Annotated in this window: 6 protein-coding genes; all 6 read left to right on the top strand. The window is 44.8% G+C overall.

Translation table 11 applies throughout. The annotated features are described in order from the left end of the window. The first annotated feature begins 368 nt into the window (after positions 1-368). The 6 genes from QZ135_RS12790 to QZ135_RS12765 all read left to right on the top strand — a co-directional run bounded on the left by QZ135_RS12790 (position 369) and on the right by QZ135_RS12765 (position 16,782). On the top strand, positions 369-2,876 hold the full coding sequence (locus tag QZ135_RS12790; RefSeq protein WP_294609679.1) for a GDSL-type esterase/lipase family protein: 2,508 nt from the start codon (positions 369-371) through the stop codon (positions 2,874-2,876). A 214-nt stretch (positions 2,877-3,090) separates the two neighbouring features. Beyond that, positions 3,091-6,258, top strand: a complete 3,168-nt coding sequence (locus QZ135_RS12785; RefSeq protein ID WP_294609676.1) for a TonB-dependent receptor — start codon at positions 3,091-3,093, stop codon at positions 6,256-6,258. Between the two features lie 24 nt (positions 6,259-6,282). Further along, positions 6,283-7,956 (top strand): RagB/SusD family nutrient uptake outer membrane protein, encoded by a 1,674-nt coding sequence (locus QZ135_RS12780; protein WP_294609671.1) that lies wholly within the window; start codon positions 6,283-6,285, stop codon positions 7,954-7,956. A gap of 22 nt (positions 7,957-7,978) precedes the next feature. After that, a complete protein-coding gene (locus QZ135_RS12775; protein WP_294609668.1) occupies positions 7,979-10,048 on the top strand; it encodes a hypothetical protein in 2,070 nt (689 codons plus the stop codon). Positions 10,049-10,747: 699 nt separating this feature from the next. Continuing rightward, entirely contained in the window at positions 10,748-12,523 is a 1,776-nt protein-coding gene (locus QZ135_RS12770; RefSeq protein WP_294609665.1) for a cellulase family glycosylhydrolase, read from the top strand. 197 nt (positions 12,524-12,720) lie between these two features. Then, positions 12,721-16,782: a hybrid sensor histidine kinase/response regulator transcription factor gene (locus tag QZ135_RS12765; RefSeq protein ID WP_294609661.1), complete on the top strand. Its 4,062-nt coding sequence runs from the start codon at positions 12,721-12,723 to the stop codon at positions 16,780-16,782. Positions 16,783-16,805: the final 23 nt, after the last annotated feature.

Raw genomic sequence — 16,805 nt, 5'->3', positions numbered from 1 at the left:
AAGTCTAAACGGTCGGGGAATAATAAAATTTCACCCTCATTATATTGTTTAAATTGAACTTTTTGCATATCTTTGACTAAGTATATTTTATGCGTTTGGTAGCCTAAATATACATAAAAGTTCTCTCATATCAGTGGATAGAGAGAACTTTTTTTCGAGGGGGAGCTTTTTAGTCAACCCCAATGGAGATAGTACTGTTTATCATTTGCCTCGTTTCTGCACCAGTCTGAATCAATCCAAAACCGACACATCAATAATCTGACTTTAGCTTGAATAACATTTTAGAAACAAATTGCTTCTGTATCTTAAAATAATGTATCTTTGTGTCGGTTAAAACCCTATAACATATAGAATTAAATCAAAATACCATGAGAAGAAAAAGCATTCTTTTGCTTTTGTTGTGCCTTTTCAGCCTGTGGGTGATGGCACAAGAGAAGAAACTTGTAAAGATAGCCTGTGTAGGCAATAGCATCACCTATGGTTCAGGAATCAAAAACCAGTTTCAAAACAGCTATCCGGGATTGCTTTCCCAACTTCTGGGCGAAGGATATGATGTTCGTAATTTTGGAATCAGCGGTCGTGTACTGCTGAATAAAGGAGACCGCCCTTACATGCACGAACAAAAGTTCCGCGACCTTCTGGCATTTCAGCCGGACATTGTCACCATTAAGTTAGGCACTAATGACAGCAAACCTTGGAACTGGCGTTACGGAAAAGACTTCAAGAAGGATTTGACAGAGATGCTGGACATGCTCCAGGATTTACCTTCAAAACCCAAGATATATCTTTGCCTGCCTGTACCCGCAGTCAATTCCAATTTTGGTATTAATGATAGTGTCATAACAAATGGCATCATTCCCGTGATACGCAGCGTTGCAAAGAAGCGTCACTTGCCTGTAATTGACCTTTATACAGTGTTGAAACCGCATCCTGATTACTATGTCGATGGCATTCATCCCAGTGAACCGGGTGCTGCCCTGATAGCCGGAGAAATTTATCGTACACTGACCGGCAATGAAGCATCTGCTATCATTATAGACCAGCCCTTCCCTGGCAAGAAGTCGCAATGGGAAGGTTTCGACCGCTATGATTTCATTTGCAATGCCCGTCAGGCCACAGTAGTTGTTCCCCGTAAAGTGGCTGAAGGCCGTCCCTGGATATGGCGTCCCGCTTTTTTCGGAGCTTTTCCCTCGGTAGATAAAGCTTTGCTGGAAAAGGGTTTCCATATTGCTTATTATGATTTGACGCACCTTTACGGCAGTCCCCGCGCGCAGCGTTTGGGTACCGACTTTTATGATATTATGCGCAGATACTATCGGTTGTCTCCCAAAGTGACGCTCGAAGGTTTCAGCCGTGGCGGTCTGTTTGCCTTCAACTGGGGAGCAAAGAATCCCGATAAAGTGGCATGTATCTATGTGGATGCCCCAGTGTGTGATATGCTCTATTTCTCAAAGAATTGGGAGCGCAGTTTCTGGGAGGGTTTCCTTGCAGAATGGGGATTGACTGAAGAGAATGCGAAGGATTTCAAAGGCAATCCTATCGATAATCTGGCCCCTCTGGCAGCAGCAGGTATTCCTGTTATAGGTGTCTGTGGGGATAGCGACAAGACGGTGCCCTATGAACTGCACATGAAGATTGCCGCCGAACGCTATCGTGCTCTGGGCGGACTTGTGGAAATTATTGTGAAGCCCGGTTGCGACCATCATCCCCACAGCTTGGAAAATCCGGAGCCGGTGGTCGATTTCATTGTCCGCAACCAACCGGATTATCAGAAGAAACAAGTGATTCACCAGCGTGGCAACCTTGCCAATTCTTATCTGAAATTCACAAAAGAGAAGAAAGGTTGTGTTGCTTTCCTCGGCGGTTCCATCACTGAAATGCGCGGCTGGCGGAATATGATACAGGAAGATTTGAAACAACGCTTCCCCGGTACGGAATTTACCTTTATTGATGCCGGAATACCTTCTACTGGAACTACCCCTCATGCTTTCCGGTTCGAAAATGACGTTTTGCAGAAAGGTATGCCTGATTTGCTGTTTGTTGAGGCGGCGGTGAACGATGATACTAATTCCTTCAACTATATTCAGCAAATACGCGGAATGGAGGGCATTATCCGCCATGCGCGCACTTCGAGCCCCGAAATGGATATTGTCATGCTTCATTTCATTTACGACCCGTTCATTCCTTTGCTGGACAAGGGCATACAGCCCCAGGTGATTATGAACCATGAGTGTGTAGCCAACCATTACTATGTTTCTTCCATCAACCTGGCAGAAGAAGTGGCGCATCGTATGCGTGACGGTGAATTTGACTGGAAATCTTTCGGCGGTACACATCCTGCCTGGGAGGGGCATAAATATTATGCCGCCGCCATCAACCGCCTCTTCGATCTCGAATGGCACGATGATATGGCAAAGAAAAACGTTCAGCCGCATGGGATACCGGAAAAATCAATAGATGCTCATTCTTATGATAAAGGAATCTTTGTCAATATCCGTTCGGCTGAACAACTGCGTGGTTGGAAGATTGTGGACGACTGGGTGCCTACAGTGAAAGGAAATACGCGTAAAGGCTTTGTACACGTTCCCATGTTGGTGGCGGACCGTGCCGGGGCCAGTCTTTCTTTCTCTTTCGAAGGTCGCGCGGTGGGGATCTTCTGTGCAGCCGGTCCGCAAGCCTGTGTGCTGGAATATAGTGTAGACGGTGTTCCCTTCAAAAAGTTGGATACGTTTACCGATTGGAGTCAGAAACTGTACATTCCGTGGGTGTATATGTTTGAAACGGAGCTTGCTTCGGGTTACCATACACTGCGTTTGCGTGTAGCAAAAGGGAATAAAACCGGGTGTCAGATATGTAATTTCGTAGTGAATCAATGAATCTTTATCCCTCCTTACAGATGCTCTGTGAGGGGGATAAAAACAAATTATACCTTTTTTAATAACATTTCGGGGAGAGCGATTAACCAATCTATCTCTTGTTTGTAACATTCCTTCAGAGGTCTTTCAACTTCATTCCATACATTTGTGGTGGTTTCTTTTGCAAACTAAAAAAGCAATAAAATCTTTGATATTAACCATTAAACAATGTACGATGAGAAAGACATTCTTTGAAAAGTGCATAAATCTGCATTTATGCCGTGTTGCGTTGGTACTGCTACTTCTGGTACCTGCAATCAGTAGCCTTCAGGCTAACCCTTCTCAAAGCAAAACCATTTCGGGAGTTGTGACATCTGCTACGGACAATGAGCCGTTGATTGGTGTCAGCGTTCAGGTGAAGGAGACTTTCACCGGTGGCATTACCGATATGGACGGTAAGTATTCTGTAACTGCCCTGCCCGGGCAAACGCTGGTATTCTCTTATATCGGCTACACGGCTCAGGAAATTAGGGTAGGCGACTCTTCGGTTATCAACGTATCTTTAAAAGAAGATACCGAAATGCTGGATGAAGTAGTCGTAGTGGGTTACGGTGTTCAGAAAAAGAAGCTGGTGACCGGTGCTACGGTTCAGGTGAAGGGTGAAAACATTGCCAAATTGAATACAACCAACCCTTTGCAAGCCATGCAGGGGCAGACCCCAGGTGTGACGATTACCTCTACTACAGGTCAGCCGGGTAAGGATATGAAGGTGTCAATCCGTGGTCTGGGAACGGTAGGTAATTCACAACCGCTATACCTTATTGATGGGGTGGGTGGTGATATTTCTACCTTGAATCCGGCTGATATCGAATCTATCGATATTCTGAAAGATGCTGCTTCGGCCGCTATTTACGGTGCACAGGCTGCCAATGGTGTGGTACTGATTACTACAAAATCAGGTAAAGAAGGGAAAGCATCTGTTGCTTTTGATGCTTACTTTGGCATACAGAATGCCGCTCGCAAAGTGGATATGCTGAATGCTCAGGAATATATGATGATTATGGACGAACAGGCCTTGAACTCCGGAGAGAGTGCTTATGATTGGAGCCGTTATAAAAGTATTCGCGACGCTGACGGGAATATTTATGATACGGATTGGGTTGACTCCATGATTAAGGATAATGCCAAAATGCAGAGTTATTCACTGGGCATCACGGGTGGATCTGCCTCTTCCACTTATGCTATGTCACTGGGTTATATGTCTCAGGAAGGTATCATTGGTGGTAGTGAGGTTTCCGATTATGAACGCTACAACTTTCGTATAAACTCCGAACATAAGCTGTTTAACAACTTTCTGAAAGTTGGTGAGCACGTCAGCTTCATCCATAAGAACTATAAGAATATGAATGATGAGGGTAACGGACACAATGGCAACAAATTATATTCTGCCTTTAACACTTCTCCTCTGGCTCCTATCTACAGTGATAATGGCAAGTATAATTCTCCTTATAATAATACGGCTGCTTCTGACTGGAATGGCGGTGACGGAAACCCTTATGGACAAATGATGACCCTGTCGCAGTCCCAGAATAAGAATAACACCTTTGCCGGTGATGTTTATGCCGAGATAGAACCGATTAAGAATTTGAAAGTAAGAACTTTGTTCGCAGCTTCTTACTCTTCTTATAACTACCGTAGCTTTACTCCTAAATATCAGTTTGATTCTTATACTGACAGAACTTATACCTCTGTAGAACAAAGTGCCGGTGACGGATTTACCCTTACCTGGCAGAATACGGCTTCTTATGACTGGATCTGGGGCAATCATGCGCTGAATGCACTGATCGGTATGGAATCTTCACGTACCGATGGCTTTGATGTAGGTGCAGGACAGGCATACCTGACCAACGGCTTTGATAGCTGGGATAAGGCTTATGTCAACAATGGTACGGCACAATCCAAAGATACCGGTCTTTCTGCATCCGGAAAGCCTTGGGACAGTTCCCGCAATGTATCCTACTTCGGACGTTTGGGCTGGAACTGGCAAGAAACTTATATGGTGAATGCTACACTGCGTTGCGACGGTTCTTCCAAGTTTGCCCGCGGACACCGCTATGGTTGGTTCCCCTCTGTTTCTGCCGGTTGGACTATTACCAATGAAAAATGGATGGAAAAGACGCAATCCTGGCTCGATTACCTGAAACTTCGCGTTAGTTGGGGACAAGTGGGTAACAATAATATAGATAATTATCAATACCTGGCTCCGGTGTCTTATTCCGGTTACTATACATTTGGAGAAGTGTCCGGTGCCACTAGTCCGGGATATGTTCAGGGTGCATTCCCCAGCCGCTTGGCTAACGAAGGCATCAAATGGGAGACATCTGAGCAAACTAATATTGGTCTTGATGCCCGCTTCCTGAATGGTCGCCTGGGGCTGAATGTTGATTTCTATATCAAGACAACGAAAGACTGGTTGGTACAGGCTCCGGTTTTGTCTACTGCCGGAACAGACGGTCCTTTTATCAATGGTGGTGATGTGAAAAATACCGGCGTTGAACTGGCTCTCACCTGGAACGATCAGATTGGGCAAGACTTCCGCTACAACATCGGCATCAATGGTGCGTATAACAAGAATGAGGTAGGTAATATCCCTACCGAGGATGGTATTATTCATGGTAAGACCGGTATATTGTATGATAACGCAGAAGAATTTTACCGTGCACAGAACGGTCATGCCATTGGTTATTTCTGGGGATATAAAACGGCGGGTATATTCCAGAATCAGCGGGAAATCCAGGATTGGATTGCAGCAGGCAATGGTGTTCTTCAGTCCAATCCCCAGCCGGGTGATGTGAAGTATGTGGATGTGGACCATAACGGAACCATCGACACTGCTGATAAGGTTGATTTAGGAAATGGTATTCCTGATTTCACGTATGGTTTTACAATAGGTTTCGATTATAAAGGTTTCGATTTTTCGCTGAATGCTAATGGTGTGGTGGGAAATCAGATAGTCCAGTCTTTCAGACAGATTGCCAATAAGCAGTCTAACTATACTACAGCTATTCTGGATCGCTGGACAGGTGAGGGCACTTCCAACAGAATTCCCCGCGTGACCAACACTACGGATAACTGGATGTTTTCTGATTTGTATGTACAGGATGGCGATTTCCTGCGTATCAGTAACATTACCCTTGGATATGATTTCTGCAAGCTGATGAAGATAAAATACATCTCACAGGCCCGCCTGTACGTGCAGGTGCAGAATGCATTCACATTCACTAAGTACGATGGTATGGATCCGGAAGTAGGCTATGGTTCCGAGAAATGGGTATCGGGCGTAGACCAGGGCTTTTATCCTCGTCCCCGTACTTTCCTGTTTGGGGTAAACCTTAAGTTCTAATGATAACATTAAAAGGAATAAACTATGAATAAGTTCAAATTGAATATAATAGCGTTGGTACTTGGAGGACTTACATTGGCTTCATGTGCGGAAAGCTTTTTAGATGTGGAATCTAAGACCTCATCTAACACCGGAAACTTCTATAAGAGCAAAGATGATGCGGAGCTCGCCCTGATAGGCTGTTATAATGCCTGGAAACGTACGACCTCGGATGACACCTGGGGATTTTATATTTGCTCGGAACTGATGGCTGATGAATGCCTTGCAGGAACGGGCGTCACGGATGCACCCAACTATCAGGTGGTTGACCGCTTTGATATAGGATGTTATTCTGCCGGTACAAGTTTGCTTGAAACGAGTTGGGACTCTTATTACAGAGCCATTTACCGTTGTAATGAAATTCTGAAATATGAAGCAATGGGACAGTTTGAATGGGCGGGCGACGAGACTGCACGAGGACGACTGATAGGTCAATGCCGCGTGATACGTGCCCTCTGTTACTTCGATATGGTACGTTTGTGGGAGAATATTCCGCTATTAACGGAACCGACAGACCAGAATGTTCCACAGTCGGATCCCCATGCCGTATATGCTACTATCGTTGAAGACCTGAAATACGCTATTGAAAATATTCCGGCCAATGCATACCCGAAAGCAGAAGCCTCTGCTAATGACGGTCGTATCACTAAATATGCCGCTGAGGCTTTGATGGCCCGTGTATATCTGTTTTATACCGGGTATTATGGTAAAGACTTGGCTAATGTAACCAAAGATGAAGTGGTGGGCTATCTGGATGATATCATAACCTCAAAAGAGTATAAATTGCTGGCAGAATTCAAAGATTTATGGCCGGCTGCATCCAGCGTTTCCCAATCGGCTGCTGAGGCTTGGGATGCAGAAAAGACTACTTATAAGGAAATCAATGATGAAGTCATCCTGCAAATGAAATTCAACTATACGGATGACCGTTATAATACAGGTGGTGATGTGGACGGTAACCGTTGGCTGGTAATGTTGGGACTCCGCAAATTCTGGTACTCTCCTTATGCTTACGGCTGGGGCTGTTGTACTGTGCATCCTAAAATCTGGAATGCTTATTCAGCAGATGATGCCCGTCGTTCGGCTTCTATCATAGACATAGCAGGAGAGGGCATTGCGGCGAAAACCGGTTTTGATGAATACCTGAGAGACCAACGTGAATATACCGGTTATGCCATCAAGAAGTATACTCCGACTTGCTATTATAATGGTGTCTCTTCTGTTCCGGAACAAACATCGACCAGTGCGGTGCAAGAAAAACAATACCAGCCTTATATCGTGCTCCGTTACGCCGACGTCCTGTTGATGGCGGCTGAACTAGGCGGAACACCTACGAAGACAGCGCAGGATTGTCTGGATGAAGTCCGTAGTCGTGCAAAAGTATCTACGGGTGTGGCTCCCACCAAAGAAAACATCATGAAAGAACGTATGCTTGAATTTGCTTTTGAAGGTATACGCTATTGGGATTTGCTTCGCCAAGGAGTAGATTATGCTGCTAATGAAATTGCTGAAAGCAACCTTACCGTATTGTCTGGTAACCTGGAGGAAAGCATCACTATAGATGCTGCTAATATAAAGAGTAAGCGCGGACTGATGCAGATCCCTCAGAACCAGATAACTCTCTCTAATGGACTTTTGAAACAAAATACCGGCTGGTGATAACTATTAAAACTAAAGAATCATGAAAAAGATATTTTATGAAGTATACGCTTCGTTGGTGGTATTGGTGTTGATGTTTGTTGCCTGTACACCAGATAGCAACGAGTTGGAAATACCCGATGTTACAGCCGATGACTTGGCAGAAGGAATAGCCTATACAATAACCCATGATGCCGCCAATCCTAATATTATCTATTTGGAAAGCAAGATGGGCAGTAAGTACACTCCTCTTTGGGAACATCCGATGGGACGTAGCCAGGAACAGAAGATTACATTAAAAATGGCCTTCGACGGCACATATACCGTGAAGTTTGGAGTAGAAACCCGAGGCGGTGCTGTATATGGTGAACCGGCAACTTTTACTGTGGAGGATTTCTGTGCTGATTTCGTAACAGGTGAGATGTGGGACTTTCTGGCAGGTGGTGCCGGAAATTCGAAGACTTGGGTGCCTGATACGGGTAATTATGGGATGAAGCAAGGCTTCTATTCGTGTTTCGATCCGACTGCGACTTATCTTGATATGATTGCCGATGCCGGAAAGAATAACTGGTATGCTAAGGATAAAACTTGGTGGGAACCCGGTAATGGTGATGTAGGTATTACAGAGGACGATCTTAACTCCTATATGATTTTCTCGCTTGAGGGAAAAGCGGGGCTGACCGTTCATCGTTTTACCGACGGACAGGAAACGGTAACTGAAGGCATGTTCAGCATGAATACGGATGATCATACGATGTCAGCCATTGATGTAGATTTCGTGCATGGTGCCTGGGCCAGTGGTAATGCAGTCGATTTCAGAAATGGTTTCCAAATTCTGGTGCTTACAGAAAACCAATTGATGATTGGTAATTATCGTGACGAGGCATTGTCCGGTGAAGGTAAATGTGTGTATTGCTGGAACTTCGTTTCCAAAGAATATGCTGATAGCTATGTGCCCGAACCGGAAGAACCCGAACCATCGGAACCGCAACTGCCGGATGGCTGGAAAGATGATGTTTCGGAAACTGTGAGCGTTGTCACGTCCACCACTATCAAATGGACATTATCTAAAAAGAATCCTGTGGATTGGGCATCACAAAGTGGTAAGCTGCTGAATGGATGGACTTCTCTGTCTGATTATCCTGATTGGCTGGGAACTCCTGATCCGGCGGTATACGAAGGGTATGCAATGATTCTGGACAGTAAAGAAATGAAAGCCACTTTTGTAACTCCTGATGGCGGTGAAACTGAAATGTCCTATACTTTGGATGATAAAGGTATTTATGCTTTCAGCGGTACGATACCTACAGTGACTATTGTAGGCTGGATGACTTTCCATGTAAGTGATGCGAATACTTTGCGTATCTTGAGCATCGAGAAGGATAATGAAGGTAATCTGTCGGGCATGTGGTTAGGTATCCCTAATCCTGATAAACCGGATACGGAATACATCGCTTATCATTTTAACCCTACGGCTGTTGGTGCCGGTGGCACTGAGGATAAAAATGAAACTATTAAGAAAAGGCTGACAGGTGGCAGTTCCCGTACGTATAGACTGGATTATGAACACATCATATGTACATGGGCCAATAATTGGGTCTATGATAACATTACTGATGGTATGAAAGCCAACTATGCTACCTCTACTTTGCCCGATTGGACCAATTGGACTTACTCTGTTGCTAATATAGCGAATGTGGATAAGTTCAGGCTGACTTTTGGAAGTGATGGCTCACTGATATTCGTGAATAATCAGGGAGCAAGTACTAATACTACATACTCTTTCCTTGCTGCTGATGACTGGTATGGAATGCCTTTGGTACAATTCCCGGAGGATCTTGATATGTTCTTTGAGATGAGTGGAGTTGATGGTGGTTGGTTGAATTTTGAACTTCAGTTCAATAATGGGAAGACTGATGAGAATGGTGAAGTTATACCGTCTGTCGGCAATGTTCCACAAGGAGGTGGATTCCTCGAATTGTATGACTGGGATTTGGATGCAAGTGGTAAGGTGACCGGTCTATGGTTGGGTATGGACAATGGACTGGGAGCCGCTGCATTGAAGACTTTGAGTAACCAGCGTAAAGTATTTCATTTACTGGTTGTAGAATAAGAAGTTTTTTCGATAAAGAGGGAGGAACAGTTCATAGTTTCTCTCTCTTTTTATTTAAGATTTAGTTCTTATCTGTGTAGAAATAAATCATCACTATTTGCTTCACATGCAGAAGATGATGCCTACAGGCTTTTCTTATTCCGCCGCTTGCCTGTTAAGACCTGTTTTGTTAGGCATTCTTTCTTCGTTTCACTATAGTTATCCTTGCGTTATACTATAGTTATCCGCAAAGGTAACTATAGTGTCCCTTGCGGATAACTATAGTGGAACGAAGAAAAAGTAGGCAATAAAGAAAATCTGATTAGGCAATGAGTGAGGTCCGAACAGCATCCTGACCGAGAATCAGATTCGGTGCTTTGTGCTCGTTGGTTGAGTTCAAAACTGTGAGGAAATTCAGTTGACAAGGGAACAAGGTTCCTGCGGTATAGAAGCATTGCGCAGCCCTTTGTTCCCTTGTCAACTTATTCAAATTAAGTCAGATATGAGTAACATTTACTCTCAAAGATAGGGCTTTACACGATTCCTGCAAAGCCTCCGGACGATATGTCGGCTATTGGAAACCTTTTATCCCGAGGTGATAACAAATTATACCATTCCATATAACATCCTGAACCACTTGTATACCTGCTTTGCTTTATCTTTGCCAGCACGGATTTTTTATCCTTAACCTGACATTTAAGAACGAAAAACATAACGGTTATGAATAAAATTAAAATTTACCTTGTATTTCTTTTTACGATTGCACTTTCTGCTTTTGCGGTGGCTTGCTCCAGCAATGAGGATGAAGCCGTTACACCTGAAATCGTAATTTCCGAGAACATTCTTACGAATGGACTGAACTTCTCAAAAACAGGAGGAACGAACACGCTTTCTATAAAGTCGAATGTGTTGCTGGAAGTCACCAGCAATCAGGATTGGTGTACGGTAACTCCCGCTGCTTCCGCTACGGTTCTTAAATATATGGTGAGGGTGGAAGAAAATCCTGATGCGGTGGAACGTACTGCCACTATTACTGTGAACGGTGGTGGTTTGACAGAAACGTTCAACGTTGTGCAGGTTGCTGCCAACGGACTGATTGTAGAATCCTGTTCTCCCGAAGCGGTTGCTGCCGGAGGTGGAATCTTTACGGTGAATCTGAAAGCGAATGGCGATGTCACGGTCATTATTCATGATAGCTGGATACGTGAGACTAATACCCGTGCAATGTCTGCGGTGACTAGAACCTTTAGCGTTGCCGCCCATTATGGTGAGGCTCGCGAAGGAACCATTACCTTTACTTTGGGAGATTTTACGGAAACCGTTACGGTGAAGCAGCTTGCCGGTGAACGGCCTGATGTTGGCATGGAAAGTGATGCCATGACTTTGGCTGCGAAGATAAAGCTCGGTTGGAATCTGGGTAATTCTTTGGAAGCATGCAATGTGACTTATGCAAATGGGTTTGTGTGGGGAACCAACTCGTTGAGTGATATGGATCCGGGAGAGACCAAATGGGGAAATCCGGCAACGACTCAGAAGATGATCAGTGCCGTAAAAGCTGCTGGTTTCAATGCTGTGCGAATTCCTTGTGCATGGTATGGATATATGGAGAATGAGGCGGACTATACAATTAAAGCTTCCTGGTTGAACCGTGTGCAGGAAGTGGTGGATTATTGTTATGCCGAGAATATGTATGTCATCCTGAATATCCACTATGACGGAGGCTGGTTGGAAAAGAATTGTAAGGCAGCCGTACAGGACAATGTGAACAAGGTGCAGAAGGCTTTGTGGACGCAGATTGCCGAGAAGTTCAAGGACTATGACGAACATTTGCTATTTGCCGGATGTAATGAACCCAATGCTGCCAATGTAGCTGAAATGGAAGTTCTGAAGTCATACGAACAGACCTTCATAGATGCCGTGCGTGCTACGGGTGGAAATAATGCGCTCCGCAACCTGATTGTTCAAGGCCCCAATACGGATATCACGAATACTTCGGATTATGGTCAACTGCCTGTGGACAATGTTCCCGACCGCTTGATGGTTGAGATACACTACTACACCCCGTGGAACTTCTGTGGAATGACAACGGATGAGAGCTGGGGAAAGATGGCCTACTTCTGGGGAACCGAATATCATGTAGACGGATCTGACAGGAACTACCAACCCGGCAGTTATGCAAGTGCGGAAGCGGAAATGGAAGTTCTTTTCAAAATGATGCAGACGAAATATGTAAGTCAGGGTATTCCGGTGATTTTGGGTGAATTCGGTGCCAACAGACGTTCTTCCCTAACCGGAGACGAGTTGACCAAGCATCTGGCTTCGCGCGCTTATTATCTGAAAACGGTGGTTTCCAATGCCGGGAAGTATGGTCTTGTTCCTTTCTACTGGGACAATGGATATAATGGAGACAATACGATGGCTCTCTTTAACCGTAATACCTGTAAGATTTACGACCAGCAAGCGTTGGATGCCTTGATAGAGGGGATTGCAAACTAATTGGGAAAAATGTTTTTTCATAAATATAGGTTCTCTTAGTTAAGAGATAGGTTTTTTATACAGGTTTTTTTTGATTGGTTCTGGGAAGCGGCTTCTGTGTGGGAAGTGGCTTCCCTATTTTCTATGGAAAATCTTGTTTATGCAGTAACTTTTTGTTTCATTTGCAATGTGTTAACTACCATCTTATACCTAACGCCATGCGGAGATTGATTTTACTTATCGTACTGTTCGTTGTAATGTGCTTCTCTTCCGTTGCACACAATTTCATGTTTAAGCATCTGGAAGTCAGGGACGGAATGCCCAGTAACCAAATTAATGCTATTTACAAGGATTCGAGAGGCTTTATGTGGTTCGGAACCGCATCCGGTCTGACACGTTACGACGGATATCGTTTTAAAGTCTTTTATAGTTCGGACAATGATCCGACATCCCTGCCTGACAGTTACATCGAGAAAATAGTGGAAGACGGTGAAGGCCGTTTGTGGATACGTACCGGAGAAAATGGATATATCATATATAATTGGGATACGGAAAACTTTGTGCGTGATGTGAGTTCCTTGATGTGGGACATCGGAATAGACGGGACTCCCCGGCATGTATTTGTAGACGGCCAAAAGAATATGTGGTTTGCCGTGGACGGGAAGGGATGTTATCGCTACCGTCCCGGAGAAAAAAAGGCGGATATTCTGCCTTTCGGTGAGAAAGGAATACCCGAAGGTATCGTCATCGATATGATTGAGTGCAAGGATGGTATTGTATTGGCATATGATAACGGTCATGTGTTCTGTATCGACCGTGAAGAAGTAAAGGTGAAGTGGGAATTGACGGATATTATGAAAGAGATGGGAAACCACACCGATATCTTTTTCTTGTATGTGGATAAGGACGAGGATTTATGGATATACGGCGCTCCCGGCGTGTGGGCGTATAATCTGCCTGCAAAGAAATGGCAATCGCAATGGGACTTTAACGACAGGGGGCAGGCACATGTGGTTGCCATTGCTCAGGATAGGCAGGGACGTATCTGGTTTGGAAAAGATCAGGATGGCATTGACATCTGGAATAAGGCGACAGGCGAAACCGTTTCCCTTACTTATAATGTGGATGATGAACGGGGACTGCCCAACAATACCATTAACGTGTTTTATGAGGATGACAGCGGGGTGATGTGGATAGGAACTTATAAGAAAGGTGTGGCCTATTATAATGAGAGCATTTTTAAGTTTTCCATCAATCGCTTGGGAGACATCAACTGCCTGGAAGAGTGTGGTAATAGTTGTCTGTGGCTAGGTAGTAATGATGCCGGATTAATGCATTGGAACTCACGGACGGACGAAAAGAAAATATATACTCACTCACGGACGGGAAATTCCATAGCTTCCAATGTCATTGTCACTTTGTTGCAGGCAACTGACGGTAAGCTATGGATAGGTACTTTCTGGGAAGGTCTGGACTGCTTTGACGGCAAACGCTTCGTGAATTACCGCAACCATCCCGGAGATGAGAATTCACTGGCTAATGATAATGTCTGGGCGCTGGCAGAAGACAAGGATGGAAATATATGGATTGGTACGTTAGGTGGAGGTCTGCAATGCCTGAATCCGAAGACGGGAAAGTTTATCACCTATACCATGGCTAATTCTGATCTCATCTCCAATCATATTTCTTCTATTTGCATCACCCGCAACAACCGGCTTGTTATCGGCACCGCTTCTACGGGTGTTGCCATTATGGATTTGAACACCCGGAAGATAACTAATATGGTAGGTAATCTGTCGGGAAACCAGCGTTTCTCCAATCAAAGTATAAACCAGGTTTATGAAGATAGCCGGGGACTGATATGGATAGGGACACGTAATGGGCTGAATCTATATAACCCTAAGAACGACCGTTTGCAGATCGTCTCTTCCGGGCAGGACGAAGCAAAGGAATATATTGCCGGTATTGTGGAGGATGAGAACAAAAATATGTGGATGACCACGGGAAACGGGGTGCTGAATATTGTTCCTTCCATCGATACGAAAACCGGAGATTATGCTTTCCATTATTATGTATATGATGATAAGGATGGTTTGCAAGGGTCGGAGTTCAATCAGCGTTCCATCAAGCGGCTCACTTCGGGAGAGATCGCAATGGGAGGTATGTACGGACTCAATACTTTCAGGCCTGATGACATCAAATATAACCTTGCGTTGCCGAAGGTGATGTTTACCGGTTTCCAGTTGTTCAATGAAGAGATTGAAATCGGGAAGGAGTATGGGGGGCGTGTTCTGCTGCGTGAGTCGTTGAATAAGGTCAGGGAGATAGAGCTCGACTATAAGCAGAATGTCTTCACTGTGCTGTTTGCATCGGATAATTACATCGTGCCTGATAAAACCCGGTATTTGTATAAGCTGGAAGGTTTTAACGAAGACTGGCTGTCGGGTACGGCTGATATGCATCGTGTCACTTACACGAATCTGGCCCCCGGTACTTATATGTTGAAAGTAAAAGCCGTCAATAGCGACGGATATGCAGGGACGGAGGAAGCGAGCCTGAAAATTGTGATCCGACCACCTTTCTGGATGACTTCGTGGGCGTATGCCATTTATGCTCTGTTGTTGGTAGGGGTACTGATTCTTGCCCGCAATGAAGTGCTACGCCGTGAGCGTAATAAATTCAAGATACAGCAGATGGAGCATGAAGCGGAGAGGAATGAGGAGGTCAATCAGATGAAATTCCGTTTCTTCACCAATGTGAGCCATGAGTTGCGTACTCCGTTGACACTGATTATCTCACCATTGGAGAGCATGATAAAAGAGACGAAGGATGAAAGAAGACTGGGCCAGTTGAAGTTGATGCACCGCAATGCCTCACGCTTGCTGAATCAGTTGCTGGACTTTCGCAAGAATGAAGTGGCAGGTCTGCATCTCAGCCTTTCCGAAGGAGAAATTGTGTCGTATGTGCATACTATCTGCAATTCGTTCCTGATGCTTTCTGAAAAGAAGAATGTGCATCTCACTTTCTTCTCGGCGATAGAATCGCTGAATATGTCGTTTGATGAGGATAAGATAGGTAAGGTGGTGATGAATCTGCTTTCTAATGCATTCAAGTTCACTCCTGACGGCGGACGTGTGGACGTTTCGCTGGAGTTGCTGAAAGGGACTACCGAAACATTGGAAATCAAAGTGTCCGATACCGGGATAGGTATCAGCGATGTGGATAAGGAACGGATATTCGAACGCTTCTATCAGTCGGAACGCGAAGAAAACGGAAATTCTACTACGGGCAGCGGCATCGGGTTGAGTCTGGTGCGCGATTACGTTACGCTGCACGGTGGTGTGGTTCGTGTATTTGATAATGTAGGTACGGGCAGTGTGTTTGTGGTAGATATCCCTGTGAAACATTCCGTTGTCAATGTGGTTACTCCGCTCTCCGAAGAAGCGGCGGAAGAGGATGCGGTTGCTTTGGCGTTGGAATCAGAAGAAAAGTCTGAAGTTGAACTACCGGATGAAGACGGCAAAAAGAAACCATTGGCACTGATTGTAGATGATAATGAGGACTTTGTTTCCTTTATGCGCTATGCATTAAGTCTGTACTTCCGAGTGGAATCTGCTGCAAACGGAAAAGAAGCTTGGCAAATCATACCGGAGCTGATGCCGGATATCATTGTCAGTGACGTAATGATGCCCGAAATGGATGGTAATGAACTGTGCCGTTGGGTGAAAGCGGATAAGCGCACGAGCAATATTCCGTTTGTATTGCTCACGGCCAAGCAGTCGGTGGAAAACAAGGTGGAAGGCCTCACCATCGGTGCAGATGACTATGTGACGAAACCTTTCAATATGGAAGTATTGATATTACGGATGCGCAAACTGATAGATTTGAGCAGCAAGAACAAACTTCGTACCCGCATAGACCCTGAACCGAGTGAAATCGTCATAACATCGATGGATGAGAAACTTATTGAAAACGCGATTAAATATGTGGAAGAGAATATCGCCCGTTCCGACTTATCTGTGGAAGAACTGAGTCATGAACTGGGCATGAGCCGGGTACATCTATATAAAAAATTGTTGCAGATCACCGGCAAGACTCCGATTGAATTTATCCGCATCATCCGCTTGAAACGTGCCGCCCAGTTCCTGCGCGAAAGTCAGCAGAATGTGTCGGAGGTTGCCTATCAGGTGGGCTTCAATAATCCCAAATATTTCAGTAAGTACTTCAAGGATGAATTCGGTGTTTTACCCTCTGTATACCAGGAAAAGGAGGGTAAATAACAAAAAGTACCCATTGCTGAAAC

The organism is uncultured Bacteroides sp. (genome assembly GCF_905207245.1).
Classification (GTDB): domain Bacteria; phylum Bacteroidota; class Bacteroidia; order Bacteroidales; family Bacteroidaceae; genus Bacteroides.
This window is presented reverse-complemented; position numbering and strand designations above follow the sequence as displayed.